General features: G+C 63.0%; 12 protein-coding genes. 6 read left to right on the forward strand and 6 right to left on the reverse strand.

Annotation, left to right across the window (positions count from 1 at the left end):
- Positions 1–51 precede the first annotated feature (51 nt).
- The 3 genes from pstA to pstS all read right to left on the reverse strand — a co-directional run bounded on the left by pstA (position 52) and on the right by pstS (position 3,009).
- On the reverse strand, positions 52–945 hold the full coding sequence (pstA, locus tag ACIOAU_RS14160) for a phosphate ABC transporter permease PstA (protein WP_101319853.1): 894 nt from the start codon (positions 943–945) through the stop codon (positions 52–54).
- Positions 945–1,910 carry a phosphate ABC transporter permease subunit PstC gene (pstC, locus tag ACIOAU_RS14165; RefSeq protein ID WP_101319855.1) on the reverse strand — a complete coding sequence of 322 codons (966 nt, stop codon included), beginning with the start codon at positions 1,908–1,910 and terminating at the stop codon, positions 945–947. The genes pstA and pstC overlap by 1 nt, the downstream gene beginning before the upstream one ends.
- A gap of 67 nt (positions 1,911–1,977) precedes the next feature.
- The gene (pstS, locus tag ACIOAU_RS14170) at positions 1,978–3,009 is read right to left on the reverse strand and encodes a phosphate ABC transporter substrate-binding protein PstS (RefSeq protein WP_150569102.1); all 1,032 of its coding nucleotides are present in this window, start codon (positions 3,007–3,009) and stop codon (positions 1,978–1,980) included.
- A gap of 383 nt (positions 3,010–3,392) precedes the next feature.
- Between pstS and ACIOAU_RS14175 the strand changes: the two genes are divergently transcribed.
- The 3 genes from ACIOAU_RS14175 to ACIOAU_RS14185 are packed head-to-tail and all read left to right on the forward strand — an operon-like array spanning position 3,393 to position 6,440.
- Positions 3,393–4,643 (forward strand): MFS transporter, encoded by a 1,251-nt coding sequence (locus ACIOAU_RS14175; RefSeq protein ID WP_181107498.1) that lies wholly within the window; start codon positions 3,393–3,395, stop codon positions 4,641–4,643.
- 7 nt (positions 4,644–4,650) lie between these two features.
- On the forward strand, positions 4,651–5,904 hold the full coding sequence (locus ACIOAU_RS14180; RefSeq protein ID WP_188036097.1) for an arsenic transporter: 1,254 nt from the start codon (positions 4,651–4,653) through the stop codon (positions 5,902–5,904).
- Between the two features lie 44 nt (positions 5,905–5,948).
- Positions 5,949–6,440 carry a DUF1543 domain-containing protein gene (locus ACIOAU_RS14185; protein WP_181089205.1) on the forward strand — a complete coding sequence of 164 codons (492 nt, stop codon included), beginning with the start codon at positions 5,949–5,951 and terminating at the stop codon, positions 6,438–6,440.
- A gap of 9 nt (positions 6,441–6,449) precedes the next feature.
- Here the strand turns inward: ACIOAU_RS14185 and ACIOAU_RS14190 are convergent, their stop codons facing one another.
- Both ACIOAU_RS14190 and ACIOAU_RS14195 read right to left on the reverse strand, forming a co-directional pair.
- On the reverse strand, positions 6,450–7,301 hold the full coding sequence (locus ACIOAU_RS14190) for a response regulator transcription factor (protein ID WP_401182696.1): 852 nt from the start codon (positions 7,299–7,301) through the stop codon (positions 6,450–6,452).
- A 33-nt stretch (positions 7,302–7,334) separates the two neighbouring features.
- Positions 7,335–8,825, reverse strand: a complete 1,491-nt coding sequence (locus ACIOAU_RS14195) for an aldehyde dehydrogenase (RefSeq protein WP_401182699.1) — start codon at positions 8,823–8,825, stop codon at positions 7,335–7,337.
- A 241-nt stretch (positions 8,826–9,066) separates the two neighbouring features.
- Here ACIOAU_RS14195 and ACIOAU_RS14200 point away from each other — a divergent pair, with 241 nt between their 5' ends.
- Together ACIOAU_RS14200 and ACIOAU_RS14205 are read left to right on the forward strand one after the other, a co-directional pair.
- Entirely contained in the window at positions 9,067–10,449 is a 1,383-nt protein-coding gene (locus tag ACIOAU_RS14200) for an aspartate aminotransferase family protein (RefSeq protein WP_401182702.1), read from the forward strand.
- Positions 10,450–10,602: 153 nt separating this feature from the next.
- Complete coding sequence (locus ACIOAU_RS14205) at positions 10,603–11,970, forward strand: APC family permease (protein WP_401182705.1); 1,368 nt, start codon at positions 10,603–10,605, stop codon at positions 11,968–11,970.
- 49 nt (positions 11,971–12,019) lie between these two features.
- Here the strand turns inward: ACIOAU_RS14205 and ACIOAU_RS14210 are convergent, their stop codons facing one another.
- Positions 12,020–13,249, reverse strand: coding sequence for a benzoate/H(+) symporter BenE family transporter (locus ACIOAU_RS14210; RefSeq protein ID WP_401182708.1), 1,230 nt, complete (start codon positions 13,247–13,249; stop codon positions 12,020–12,022).
- A 92-nt stretch (positions 13,250–13,341) separates the two neighbouring features.
- On the opposite strand from ACIOAU_RS14210, the gene ACIOAU_RS14215 reads away from it, so the two are divergent.
- Positions 13,342–14,838 carry a PLP-dependent aminotransferase family protein gene (locus ACIOAU_RS14215; RefSeq protein WP_401182711.1) on the forward strand — a complete coding sequence of 499 codons (1,497 nt, stop codon included), beginning with the start codon at positions 13,342–13,344 and terminating at the stop codon, positions 14,836–14,838.
- Positions 14,839–14,895: the final 57 nt, after the last annotated feature.

Below are 14,895 nucleotides of genomic sequence, written 5' to 3' on the forward strand. Positions count from 1 at the left end.
ACGGAGCGGCTTTTCGCGCAGTGGATACGTTCAATTCAGTTGCTCCTGAGTTCAGTACTTGGGCTTGCCGAAGATACGGCTGACGACATTGACTACCAGCACGATCATCACCAATACCAACGAGGCGGCCCATGCCAGTTCGAGCTGATTGTCGAAGGGCATGCCGGAGAAGTTGTAGATAAGTACGGCAAGCGATGCCGTCGGGTTCATCACGGCCAGGCTGCCGTCATGGTAGATCCAGTAGTTGCTGAACAGCGCCGTGAACAGCAGCGGTGCGGTCTCGCCGGCAGCGCGGGCAACCGCCAGCATGACGCCGGTGAGGATCGCCGGCAGGCCGGTGGGCAGGACGATCTTCCAGACCACCTGGGCGCGGGTGCAGCCCATGCCGTAGGCGGCGTCTTTCATGATCTTGGGCACCATCTTCATGGCTTCTTCAGCGGTCAGCACCACAATCGGCAGCATCAGTACCGCCAGTGCCACGCCACCGGCAGGCGCCGAGTAGGTGCCAGTGGTCATGACCACCAGCGCATAGGCAAATACCCCAGCCAAGATCGACGGCAGGCCGGTGAGCATCCGCGCAGCAAAGCGCGAGGCGTTGGCCAACTTGCTCTCAGGGCCAAGCTCGGCGAGAAACACAGCGGCGATGATGCCCACTGGCACTGCGATGGCTGCGGCGATGCCGACCATGACAAAGGTACCGGCCATGGCGTTACCGAAACCACCGCCCATTTCGAAACCGGTGGGTGGCAGCTCGGTGAACACTTCAAGATTCAGGCGAGCACCGCCACGCATGATCAGCATGTACAGCACGGAAATCAGCGGCACGCTGGCCAGAAACGCTGTGCACCAGACCAGCGTGGTCAGGCTCAAGCTGCGCAGGGCGCGCCCTTCGAACCGGCGCTGCAGACTTGGCACTGCAGCTGTTGGCGACGAGAGGTCAGTCATTATTTGTTACCCCGTTGCGCGTAGAGCATGATCATCGAGCCGAGCACGTTCACCAGCAGGGTGATGAACATCAGCACCAGTGCGGCGTACATCAGCACCTCGACCTCGTTCGGCCCGGCTTCCGGGAAGTTCAGCGCGAGCAAGGCGGCCAGGGTGTTGGCCGGGGCGAACAGCGACAGGGTGATGGTGTTGGCGTTGCCCACCAACATCGCCAAAGCCATGGTTTCACCCAGGGCGCGGCCCAGACCAAGCACCAGCGAGCCAAAGATGCCGGTTGCAGCGGCTGGCACCATCACCTTGAGGATGGCCTCCCAGTGGGTGGTACCCATGCCGTAGGCGGCCTGCTTGGTTTTCATCGGCACGCTGGTCAGGGCGTCCTGGGACACAGCGGCAATGGTCGGCAGAATCATGATGGCCAGTACCAGCGCCGCAGGCAGCAAGCCTGGGCCGCTCAGGGACGAGCCGAAAAAGGGGATCCAGCCCAGTTCGCTGTTCAGCCACGCGGTCAACGGACGGATCGCCGGGATCACCACGTAGATGCCCCACAGGCCGTAGACGACGCTGGGGATCGCGGCGAGCAGCTCGACGATGGTACGAAACACCGCTGCAAGCTTTGCAGGGAGGAAGTCCTGGGTCAGGAAAATGGCCATGCTGACGCCGAAAAAGCCTGCGATCAGCAAGGCGATCAGGGCGCTGTAAAGCGTGCCCCAAATAGCGGGAAGAATGCCGTACTTGCCTTGGTTGACATCCCAGACGGTGCCGAACAGCACGTCGAAACCGTGCTTCTCCATGCCGGGCAGTGCCTTGCGGCCGACTTCGAAAACCAGCGCAACCACCAGCGCCAGGATCAGCACCACGCCGATGCGGGCGAGCGCACGGAAGGCGCGGTCAACCAGAAAGTCCTTGGTGGACGGTGGCCGGCACGCTGAGTCGGGGTTATCCGGTATGGCAAAAGGTGTGTTCATTGGCGAGTTCCGGGACAGGGAGCAAACGCTGCGGGCTGAACGCTCAGTCCGCAGCGACCTGGCAGTGTTACTGGATGTTTGCGGAAGCTTTGCGTACTTGCTCTACAACCGACGGCGGCAGCGGGATGTAGCCCATCGAGTCAGCAATCTCCTGACCCTTGGTCAGGCTGTACTCGACCATTTCACGCATCGCCTTGGCCTTGGCCGGGTTGCCGTTGTCCTTGCGGAACAGCATCCAGGTGTAGGAAGTGATCGGGTACGACTTGGCACCGTCCGGATCCGGCAGCCAAGCGACCAGGCTTTCCGGCATTTTCACCGCAGCCAACGCTTCGGCACCGCTCTCGGCGTTTGGCACGACGTATTTGCCGGCTTTGTTTTCCAGCTGGGCGAAGTCGACCTTGGCCAGTTTGGCGAAGCCGTATTCGATGTAGCCAATGGCGCCTGGGGTCTGACGAACAGTAGCGGTTACGCCGTCGTTTTTCGGCGACTTGATGAACTTGTCAGTGGCTGGCCAGTTGACGGTGTTGCCTTCACCCAGTGCTTCTTTGAACGCAGGGTTGATTGCCGACAGGTGTTTGGTGAACACCGCGGTGGTACCGCTGGAGTCAGCACGAACAACTACGGTGATCGGCGTGGCAGGCAGCTTCAGATCCGGGTTGGCGGCAACGATCTGTGGGTCGTTCCACTGGGTGACCTTGCCGAGGAAGATGTTCGAATACACTTCACGCGACAGTTTCAGCCCCTTGGGATTGCCTGGCAGGTTGTAGGCCAGAACGATTTCGCCGGCGGTCATTGGCAGCATTTGTACGCCTTCGCCGACCTTGGCGATGTCTTCGTCTTTCATCGCCGAGTCACTGGCGGCGAAGTCGACGGTCTTGTTCAGGAAGTCCTGAACCCCTGCCCCGCTCCCCTTGGATTGGTAGTCAACGGTGACGCCAGCAGTGTTCTTGCTGAAATCCTTGAACCAGGTCAGGTAGATCGGTGCTGGGAAACTGGCGCCGGAACCGGTCAGGCGCACGTTTTCTGCGGCGAAGGTTGCCGAAGTGGCGCTAAGAGATACCGCAACGGCAAGTGCAGCAGACTTCATCAGGCGTATCATGGAAAAGCGCTCCGTGTGATGGCCCGCACACATTGCAGCACTCTTGTTACAGCTTTGTGACGGTTGAGTGGCATACGAAGTGTTTACCGCTGAAACAGGCGTTTCAGAGGTGCTGGGGTCGGCCGAGACTCGCGCCATCACGCAGAACTGTGTAGGAGCGGCCTTGTGTCGCGAAAGGCCCGCAGAGCGGGCCCGGAGATTTCGGCGGCGAAGCTGAGATCTGTGGCCGCTGCGCAGCCCTTTCGCGACACAAGGCCGCTCCTACAGGCGCTGTGGGTCTGGAACCTATTGCTCGTTACACCAGTCATTCTGCTCAAGTGAGGTGTGATCTGACGGGTGTCGATAACGCTTCATCCCCACACCCCCCCTGCGAGACTCAAACCTTGGACAACCTCCGGCAAACCGACTCTCATGATCGTGCGCTCGACTGGCTGAACTTCTTTCTGGCTGATGTTCGCGATGGCCTGGGGCCGTATCTGGCGATCTATCTGCTCGCGGTGCATCAATGGCAGCCGGCAAGCATCGGTTTGGTCATGACCATCGCCGGGGTCACCGCGCTGCTGGCGCAGACACCGGCGGGTGCATTGATCGACCGCACGCCCGCCAAGCGCGCCGTGGTGGCGATTGCGGCACTGCTGGTTACCGGGAGCTGTTTGCTGCTGCCGCTGATCTCATCGTTCGGGCTGGTGGCCTTGACCCAGACCATCAGCGCGATCGCAGGCTCCGTGTTCGCCCCGGCAATTGCCGCCATTACCCTGGGTATCACCGGCCCGAAGGCTTTCACCCGACGCGTGGGGCGCAACGAAACCTTCAACCATGCCGGCAACGCCTGCTCGGCGTTGCTCGCCGGCGGCCTGGCCTACCTCTATGGACCAGTCGTGGTGTTCTACCTGATGGCCGCGCTGACGATCGCCAGCATTATCGCCGTCAAACGGGTGCCAGCAGCGGCCATCGACCACCAACTGGCCCGTGGCCTGTCCCACACGCCAACCGGCGACACCCAGCCAGCCGGACTGAGCCTGCTGCTGCACAACCGCACACTGCTGCTGTTCGCCGTGTGCTGCGCGCTTTTCCACCTGGCCAACGCAGCAATGCTGCCGCTGGTAAGCCAGAAGCTGGCCCAGGTGGACCTGCGCCTGGCCACACCGCTGACCTCGGCCTGCATTGTCGCGGCGCAACTGGTGATGGTGCCGATGGCACTGCTGGTTGGCGCCAAGGCCGAGCAGTGGGGGCGCAAGCCGTTTCTGCTGGTGGGATTCTTGATCCTGCCTCTACGAGGCGCGCTGTACGTCCTCTCGGACAATCCCTTCTGGCTGGTCGGCGTGCAGCTGCTCGACGGCATCGGCGCGGGGATCTTCGGCGCGCTGTTCCCGATCGTGGTCAAGGACCTGACCGAGGGTACCGGGCGCTTCAATGTCAGCCTCGGCGCACTGACCGCGGTGTTCAGCCTCGGCGCTGCACTAAGCCCGGGCATCGCTGGTTTGGTGGTACAGTCGGCCGGTTATGACGCAGCCTTCCTGACCCTGGCTGGCATCGCCGCTGCGGCGTTCGTGCTGGTACTGGTCGCGCTGCCGGAAACCTCCTCCCGCTCGGCCGAGGCGCCGACGGTCGTCCCTACTGTGGCAGGAAGCTGAATCCACCATGCCCGTTGTTGATACTGCGCTGATCATCTGGTTGGTGGCGGCCCTCGCCACCTGTGGCGTCATCCTGCGTCCCTGGCGCATCCCCGAATACGTCTGGGCCATGGGCGGCGCGCTGCTGCTCACCGTGCTCGGCCTGATTGCGCCACAAAAAGCCTTGGCTGCGATGGCCGAAGGCGGCGATGTATACCTGTTTCTGATCGGCATGATGGTGCTGGCCGAACTGGCGCGTCAGGAAGGCTTGTTCGATTGGCTGGCGCGCTATGCCGTAAGCCACGCCCGCGGCTCCGGGCAGCGCTTGTTCGACCTGGTGTTTCTGGTCGGCACCCTAGTCACCGTATTCCTCTCCAACGATGCCACCGCCGTGGTGTTGACCCCGGCGGTGTATGCGGCGTGCAAGGCGGCCAAGGCCGAGCCCCTGCCCTATCTGTTCATCTGCGCATTCATCGCCAACGCCGCAAGCTTCGTTCTGCCGATTTCCAACCCGGCCAACCTGGTGGTCTTCGGCAGCCAGATGCCGCCGCTGCTGGAGTGGCTGAGGCAGTTCAGCCTGCCTTCGCTGGCAGCCATCAGCCTGACCTACATAGTGCTGCGCCTGACCCAGCGTAAACAGATCATGCAGCCACTGGCCCTGACCGTCGACTCGCAGCCGCTGACTCCCGGGGCCAAGCTGTGCGCGCTGGGCATTGTCCTGACCGGGGCACTGCTGCTGACCGCCTCGGCGCTGGACACTGCGCTGGGCCTGCCAACCTTTTGCGCTGGCCTGACCACCACCGCCTTGATTCACCTGAGCCAGCGCCGCAGCCCGATGCCGGTGCTGCGCCATGTCGCGTGGGGCGTACTGCCTTTGGTGGCCGGGTTGTTCGTGCTGGTCGAAGCCGTGGCCCAGACCGGCGTCATCGATCATCTGGCGCATGCCCTGGCGGCACTCGCCGAACAGTCGCCAGCGCAAGCCAGCTGGGCTGCCGGGGTCGCTGTGGCGATTGCCAGTAACCTGATGAACAACCTGCCCAGCGGGCTGATCGCAGGCTCGATGGGGCACATGGTGCAGTTGCCTGGGCAAACCACGGCGGCGCTGCTGATTGGCGTCGACCTGGGCCCCAACCTGTCGATCACCGGTTCGCTGGCGACCCTGCTGTGGCTGGTAGCCATCCGCCGTGAGGGGGAGAATGTCAGCGCCTGGCGCTTCCTGCGGCTGGGCTTGCTGGTCATGCCGCCGGCATTGGCGGCTGCGCTGTGGGCCGTGACGTTTTGAGCGGGCGCTGGCGAAAGGCGCAGCGCCCAGCACGAGGATAATTCATGCTTTACGTTGTCATGCTCGGCGGGCGCCATCCGCGCGCCAGCATCGAAGTTCACGATGTAGTCTTTGCTCAGGGCGACTCGCTCGAGCAGCTCTACCCTGAGCTACGCAATGCCTGGTTCGGCAGCCTGAAAGGGCTGCACGTCGACTCCTGGCTGGAGGTGCATGGCATCGACAATTACCGCGTCGAGTTCAGCCAGGCAGCGCCGCAACCCGGCGCACTGCGCTTGTTCTTCCTCAATCTGGGCGGTTACGAGCGGCAGGTATTCGGCGAAGCGCACCGTTATCTGCTGGTGGCTGCCAGGGACAAAGCCGAGGCCAAGCAGTTGGGTAAACGGCGCATGGCCGCTGGCTGGTTGAAGCCGCATACCGACGCAATACTCGACGTTGATGATTGCCTGCCGATCGACCTGTTGGCTGGGCGCTATGTGCATCTGGTCGAGGGCGAGCATCAGGGCATTCGCCAGCGCAGCGACTACATCCTTATCTAAGCCACCCGCTCAGGGCCGGCGGCGCAGATAGCTTTCCAGCGGGTCTTTGCTCAACCCTTCCTGCGCCTGCGCGACCGAGGCGATAAACAGCGAGAACAGCTCGGACTGCTTGCCGATGTCGAGCTTGGCGTACAAGTGTTTGCGATGGGTCTTGACCGTATCCTCGCTGATACCCAGTCGCTCTGCCAATGAGCGTATCGAGTGCCCACGCAGCATGTACTGCGCGACCAGGCATTCGCGCTCGGTCAGCAACGACGAGCCAAACTTCACCAACGCTGCATTGATCTGCCGCCCCAGCGCACTCTCGAAACGCCCGCCAAGCATGTGCGCATCCAGGTCGCCCCAATGCCGACGCACCACCGCCAACACCCACGGTGCGATGCGCTTGAGTTCGGCAACTTGCTGCCTGCTCAATCGCGAGGTGCTGGACAGCGCAACGGCGATGGTCAGCTTCGGCCCGAGTGGCACCAGGTAATTGATCTCTTCCTCCAGCCGCGCATGCTGATAGAACGACAGGTAGTACTCACTGCGCTTGAAGTGGTCCGGCGCGACATCGCTGAGGCGATAGCAGCCGGGCGCAATGCCCTCCAGGCTCGCGCGGTAGAACGGGCACAGCAGATAGAAGCCTTCCAGATACTTGCGCACGTTGCCCTCAGGCATCCACGGCCCCTCATCGTCGCGCTCGAACAGCGTCGACGGCAGGCCTTCATGGGGAAACAGAAACACCGTGATGGCATTGGCCGGCGCCAGCAGGTTCAGCGCCGAATACAGCGACTCGACAAAGGCCGAGGTGCCGATGCAATCGGTCACCTGTGCCATGTGCTGAAACCACTGTTCGGATCCAAGCCGGTCTGTACTCATCACGGGCGTCTCGTGTGCGCCTTGGGCCAGCGCTTAACGCAGCTGGAACCAGGTGGTTTTCAGGTGGGTGTACTTGTCGAATGAATGCAGCGACAGGTCACGGCCAAAGCCGGACTGCTTGCCGCCACCGAACGGCACGCTGACATCCAGCGCGTCCATGGTGTTGACCGACACCGTACCAGCCTTCAGCGCCTTGGCAACCCGGTGCGCGCGGTTGAGGTCGTCGCTCCACACCGAGGCCGCCAGGCCGTAGACACTGTCATTGGCCAGCGCTACCGCCTGCGCCTCATCGTCAAAGGCGGTGACGGCCAGCACCGGGCCGAAAATCTCTTCACGGACCAGCTTGCTGCCCGGTTTTACCTCGGTAAATACAGTGGGCTGGATAAAGTTGGATGAGCCATTGAACGTCAGTTGCTCGCCTCCGCAACGCAACTGCGCGCCCTCCTCCTGCGCTTGCCCGATAGCACGCATGATCCGCGCGGTTTGCTCGCTGTCGACAATGGCCCCGGCGGCACTCGCCGGGTTGAGCGGATCACCCGGCAGCCACGCCTGCGCCTTGGCCATCACCCGCTCGACGAACTCGTCGTGGATAGCTCGCTGCACGTACAACCGTGAATTGGCCGAGCACACTTCGCCTTGATTGAAGAAGATCCCGAACGCAGCTTTTTCAGCTGCCAGATCGAGATTCTGGCAGTCGGCAAACACCAGATTCGGGCTTTTGCCACCGCACTCCAGCCAAACCTGCTTGAGGTTGGACTGGGCCGAGTACTGCATGAAGTACTTGCCCACCTGAGTCGAGCCGGTGAACACCAGGCAATCGACATCCGGGTGCAGCCCCAAGGCTTTGCCGGCTTGCTCGCCGAGGCCCGGGACAACGTTGAGTACCCCTTCTGGAATGCCCGCTTCCAAAGCCAACTGGCCCAGGCGCAAGGCGGAAAACGGCGACTGCTCGGCAGGCTTCAACACCACGCTGTTCCCGGCAGCCAGAGCCGGCGCGAGCTTCCAGGCCGCCATGTCCAGGGGGAAGTTCCACGGCACCACCGCAGCGATCACGCCCAGTGGCTCGCGGGTGATGGTGGCCAGCGTGTTGGCAGCCGTCGGCGCGACCTGATCGTAGAGTTTGTCCAGCGCCTCGCCATACCAGGCGAAAACCCCGGCTGCGCCCGGCACATCAATGTTGTAGGCGTCCATCACCGGCTTGCCCATGTTCAGCGAGTCGAGCAAGGCCAACTCCTCACGGTGCACCAGCAGCAGCTCGGCCAGTTTCAGCAGGATCTTCTTGCGCTCACCTGGCGCCATGCGTGCCCACGGCCCCTGGTCGAAGGCCTGGCGCGCAGAACGCACTGCCAGGTCCACTTCACGCTCACCGCAGGCTGCAACCTGCGCCAACACCTGATTGGTTGCGGGGTTGATAGCGGTAAAAGTCGCACCTGTAGACGACTGCACCGCCCGGCCGCCGATGAGCGCGGTGTCGATGAAGGTTTGGCGCTGGGCCTGCTGTTGCCAGTGGTTGAGGTCGAACACGCTGCACTCCTCTTGCGACCGTTTGCCGGTCCATTGTTATTGACTGGAGACAATCGTGCGCCACTCGCGGCGGCAGGCAAATTCGCAAAAATGTGGTCCGGACCCATGAAAAAGCTCTGCAGCCACACCAGCTCGCAGCTCACCCCAAAGGGTGATTTCGGTGGTTTTCGAGGTGTGGGAGCATTTCCGAGACTTCAGTTGCATCCGCCCTGCGCGACTCCCAAAAAAGAGAACAAACGTCATGAACGCACCCTTCATCCCGCAACGAAACACCCAGGACTATCAAAAGGCCGACGCGGCCCACCACATCCATGCGTTTCTCGATCAAAAGGCCCTCAACGCCGAAGGGCCACGGGTGATGGTCCGCGGCGAGCGTTTGAATTTGTGGGACAACGACGGCAACCGTTATCTGGATGGCATGTCCGGCTTGTGGTGCACGCAACTGGGCTACGGCCGCAAGGACCTGACCAGCGCCGCTGCCGCGCAGATGGATCAGTTGGCGTACTACAACATGTTCTTCCACACCACCCACCCGGCGGTAATCGAGCTGTCCGAACTGCTCTTCAGCCTGCTGCCGGGCCATTACAGCCACGCGATCTACACTAACTCCGGCTCCGAGGCCAACGAGGTGCTGATCCGCACCGTGCGCCGTTACTGGCAGGTGCTGGGCAAGCCGCAGAAGAAGGTCATGATCGGCCGCTGGAACGGTTACCACGGCTCGACCCTGGCCGCCACCGCGCTGGGCGGGATGAAGTTCATGCATGAGATGGGCGGGATGATCCCCGACATCGCCCACATCGACGAGCCGTACTGGTACGCCAACGGCGGCGAGCTGACACCCGCCGAATTCGGCCGACGCTGCGCGCTGCAGCTTGAAGAAAAAATCCTCGAACTGGGCGTGGACAACGTCGCTGGTTTCATCGCCGAGCCGTTCCAGGGCGCCGGCGGCATGATCTTCCCGCCTGAAAGCTACTGGCCCGAGATCCAGCGCATCTGCCGCCAGTACGACGTGCTGCTGTGCGCCGATGAGGTGATCGGCGGCTTTGGCCGTACCGGCGAATGGTTCGCCCACCAGCACTTCGGCTTCGAGCCCGACACCCTGTCCATCGCCAAGGGGCTGACCAGCGGCTATATCCCCATGGGCGGGCTGGTGTTGAGCAAGCGCATCGCCGAGGCGCTGGTCGAGCGCGGCGGTGTATTTGCCCACGGCCTGACTTACTCCGGCCACCCGGTTGCCGCAGCGGTAGCGGTGGCCAACCTCAAGGCCTTGCGTGACGACGGCATCGTGCGCCAGGTCAAGGACGACACCGGTCCTTATCTGCAGCAACTCCTGCGTGAGTCGTTTGCCGAGCACCCCCTGATTGGCGAGATTCAGGGCACTGGCCTGCTGGCGGCGTTGCAGTTCGCCGAGGACAAACCAACCCGCAAACGCTTCGCCAATGAAAACGACCTGGCCTGGCAGTGCCGCACCTATGGCTTTGAGGAAGGCGTGATCATCCGCTCGACGCTGGGCCGCATGATCATGGCCCCGGCGCTGATCGCCAGCCGCAGCGAGCTTGATGAGCTGGTCGAAAAAACCCGCCTGGCCGTCGACCGCACCGCGCGCAGCATCGGCCGCCTCTGACCCGAGCGCAACGCCCAGCCCGATCAGGCTGGGCGCCTGGCGTGCAGCGCGCCCGCATCAGCGCTGCGCCCCCTTCTCGACACGGCTTCATTAACGGTAGCGAGTACACCTCGGCTACTGCAGCGTCCTGTATTCGCCTTCCAGGAGTTCGCAATGACTATAACAACAAGCTCAGCCGACACTCACTGTGCGCAAGCCCCGGCGTCTCGCCGCTTTCGCCAATCCATGGGCCTGCCCGCGCTGGTGCTGTTCGGCCTGGCCTACATGGTCCCGCTAGCCGTGTTCACCACCTATGGCCTGGTCACCCAGATGACCAAAGGGCACTTGCCCACGGCCTATCTGCTGACCCTCGGCGCGATGCTGCTGACCGCCTACAGCTACGGCCGCATGGTCCAGGCCCATCCCTATTCTGGCTCGGTGTACAGCTACACCCGTAAAGCCTTCGGCAGCTACTTCGGCTTCATCGCCGGCTGGACCTTGCTGCTCGACTACATCTTCCTGCCGCTGCTCAGCTACCTGCTGATCGGCATCTACATGTCCGAGTACTTCCCGGCGGTGCCGGCCTGGGTCTGGGTGCTCGGCTCGATCAGCCTAGTGACCTTTCTCAACCTGATCGGCATCGAGTCGATCACTCGGGTCAACTGGATTCTGGTAGTGGTGCAGTTGGTGTTCATCGTGGTCTTCGTGGCGCTGTCGGTCAGCAGCCTGAGTGGCCAGGGCGAGCCAGTGTCGCTGCTCAAGCCGTTCTACCACGACGGTTTCAGTGTGCCGCTGGTGATGACCGGCGCGGCCGTGCTGTGCCTGTCATTCCTCGGCTTCGATGCGGTTTCAACCATGGCTGAGGAAACCAGCAACCCGCAGTACCGCATCCCGCTGGCGATCATGGTAGTTTCGCTGGTCGGCGGCTTGCTGTTCTTGCTGGTGTCGTATTTTGCCCAGCAAGTGTTCCCCGACTGGGCCAGCTTTGCCGACCCCGACTCGGCCTCGGTGGATGTCATGCGCCGGGTCGGCGGCGAGCTGCTGGTCAGCGCCTTCACTGCCACCTATGTCGCCGGCTGCTTTGCCTCGGCGATGGTGTCCCAGGCCAGCGTGTCGCGGGTGCTGTTCGCCATGGGCCGCGACGGCGCGCTGCCGCGGGTGTTCGGCCGGTTGCGGACAAAAAAGCGGGTGCCGGCCAGCGCTATCATGCTGGTCAGTGTGATGTCTCTGCTGGCACTGGTGCTGACCTTGGACACGGTGGCCAACATGATCAGCTTCGGCGCGCTGTTTGCCTTCTCTGCGGTGAACCTGGCGGTGGTCAAACACTACCTGGTCGACCAGCAACTGCGCGGACCGCGCAATTACCTGCTGTATGGGGTCATTCCGGCACTGGGTTTTCTCAGCACCTTGTGGCTGTGGAGCAGCCTGTCGAGCATGTCATTCGCGATCGGCTTAAGCTGGATGGGGTTGGGCTTGCTGTGCCTGCTTGGGCTGACTCGGGCGTTCCAGGTCAAGCTGCCGGAGTTGCAGCTGGCTGAGTGACCAACGAACAGCGCGGCAGCGCTGTCCAGGTCGGCCTACGGCAAAGCCGTCAGCGAGTGACCGCAGCCTTGCTCCCCACGGCGCGCGCCCCGGTGGTGTTGAACCCATTGAGCAGCGCATGCGCAGCAAGACCAATCAGCAAGCCCCAGAACGCACCGCCAATACCCAGCAAGGTAATGTTGGCGGCAGCGGCCAGAAAGGTGATCAACGCCGCTTCACGGGTTTTCGCACTGGCGGTAGCGCTGGCCAGGCTGGCGCCGATGGTGCCCAGCAAGGCCAGCCCGGCCAGGGTGGTGATGAAGCTTGCCGGCAAGGCCATGAACAGCGCCGCCAGGGTCGCCCCGAACATCCCTACCAACACATATAGCAAGCCAGCGGCGATGCCGGCGATCCAGCGCTTGGACGGCTGTTCGTGGGCTTCCTTGCCGGTGCAGATGGCCGCGGTGATCGCTGCCAGGTTGAACGCATGCGAGCCGAACGGCGCCATCAACAGCGAACCCAGCCCGGTCACCGTCACGATGGGACTGGCGCTGGTGTCGTAGCCATCGTTGCGCAACACCAGCATGCCCGGCATGTACTGCCCGGTCAGGGTGATCAAAAACAGCGGCAAAGCCACGCTCAGCAGCGCATTGAGCGAGAACTGCGGCACGGTGAACACCGGCTCGGTCAGTTGCCAGTGCAGGCCGGACAGGTCAAGCCGGCCCTGCACCAGCAAAAAGCTTAACCCCAGCAGCAGAATGCCGGCCACCGCATAGCGCGCAGTGAAGCGCTTGAGCAGCAGGTAGCAGGCAATCAGCAGCCCGGCCAGCAGCGGATCGAGGCTGACGCTGCTGAACGCACCAATGCCAAACTGCAGCAGAATGCCGGCCAGCAGCCCTGCCGCTACCCCTGGCGGAATCAGCGCAATGACCTTGTCGAACCAGCCGGAACAGCCCAGCAGCACGAACGCCGCGGCACAGGCCATGTAGGCGCCTACCGCTTCGGCATAAGGCGTAGTTGCCAGCGCGACGACCAGAAACGCCGCAGCCGGCGTCGACCAGGCGGTGATGATCGGTGCGCGATAGTGCCAGCTCAGGTACATCCCGGTAACGCCCACGCCAATGGACACCGACCAGACCCACGAGGCCGTCAGCTCAGGGCTCAGGCCGGCCACCTTGGCCGCCTGGAACACCAGGATGAAGGTGCCGCCATAGTTGACGATGACCGATACCAGACCGGCAATGATCGGGTGCAGCAGATCGCTCGGGCGCAGTGACGAGCGAGAGGCATTGAGTGACATGGTGAACAAGCTCCAGGCAGTGGCGAGGCGCAGAGTCTACGGATAGACTGGCCTGCCGCTTCAGGCCAATTCATGCAGTCAGGGCAGACCACATGGCAAAAACGTTCGAACTTGAAACCCTGCAGATGCGCTTGGCCGACAGCGAATTTGCCAGCCTCGATCTGCACCAGCGAATCCAGCGTTCACTGCGTGCACTGATTCTCGAAGGCTCGCTGAGTGCCGGCCTGAAGCTGCCCGCCACGCGAGTGCTGGCGCGCTCGCTCGGCGTGGCCCGCGACACCGTCGAAAACGCCTATGTGCAGTTGCAGCGCGATGGCTACATCAACCGCCGCGGAGGCGCCGGCAGCTACGTCGCGCAAACCCTGGGCAGCGAGTTGCATGGCGCCGCTCGCCGGCGCATGCAACAACGCGACGCACGCCGTGCTCAAGCCGCCACGCAAGCGGCCGGGCTGAGCCAGCGCGGCCAGCAGATCCTCGCCAGCGGCGGCATTCATGACCAGCAGGCGATCAAGGCCTTCGCTACAGGCCTGCCGGAAACCCGCAGCTTCCCCACTGAGGCCTGGGAGCGCCTGCAACGCCAGGTCATGAAGGACTACCGCGGCAACGTCTTGCTGCATGGTGACCCGCAGGGTGCCGAGCCGCTGCGCAAGGCCATCGCCACGTACCTCAACCTCGAGCGCGGCGCCAACTGCAAGCCCGAGCAAATTCTGGTGCTGAGCAGTACCCGCCAAGCGTTGTTCCTGTGCGCGCAGTTGCTGGTAGACGCGGGCAAACCCATCCTGCTGGAAAACCCCGGCTATTTTGGCGCGAAAAAAGCTTTCGAAGCGGCCGAGGCCAAGGTCGTGCCGATCGACGTCGATGAACAAGGCGTGCGCATCGACCTGCTGCGTGCCGATCGCAGCGGTGCCAATTGCCTGTACGTGACGCCGTCGCATCAATACCCCACCGGCGCCACCCTGCCGCTGGCGCGCCGGCTGGAGCTGCTCGGCTGGGCGGCCGAGCACGGCAAATGGATCATCGAGGACGACTACGACAGCGAGTTTCACTACGACGGGCTGCCCACCGCCTGCATGCAGGGGCTGGACCGCTACCAGCGCACGATCTACCTCGGCACCTTCAGCAAGACCCTGTTTCCCGGCCTGCGCATGGGCTACATGATCCTGCCCGAACAACTGGTGCAGCCGTTTGCCTGCGCCCGCAGCATCATCGACGGGCATACCCCGCAGATCCTGCAACTGACCCTGGCGCGCTTCATGGAAGACGGCCATTACAACGCCCACGTGCGCGCCATGCGCAAACTTTACAGCCGGCGCCGCCTGTACATGCTGGATGCCATTGCCAGGCACCTGCCAGGCATTGCCACCGCCCTGCACCCGCAAGGCGGACTGCAGATTCCTTGCCTGCTCGAGGCGGGCTGGAGCGAGCAGGACACCATCCGCGTAGCGGCCAGCGCCGGCGTGCAGTTGCCTGGCCTGAGCCGGCTCTACGCGGGCGAGCACAAGCAGCAAGGCTGGCTGCTGGGCTACTCGTCCCTGACCGAGCATGAAATCGAGACGGCCATGTCGCGTTTGGCCATGGCGTTGAAGTAAGGTGGCTGACCCAGTGCGCTGTCGCCACCTGGGGCAGAAGTCCGATACGGGGTGATT

Origin of the sequence: Pseudomonas sp. NPDC088322 (assembly GCF_044740745.1) — a bacterium.
Taxonomy (GTDB): domain Bacteria; phylum Pseudomonadota; class Gammaproteobacteria; order Pseudomonadales; family Pseudomonadaceae; genus Aquipseudomonas; species Aquipseudomonas shirazensis.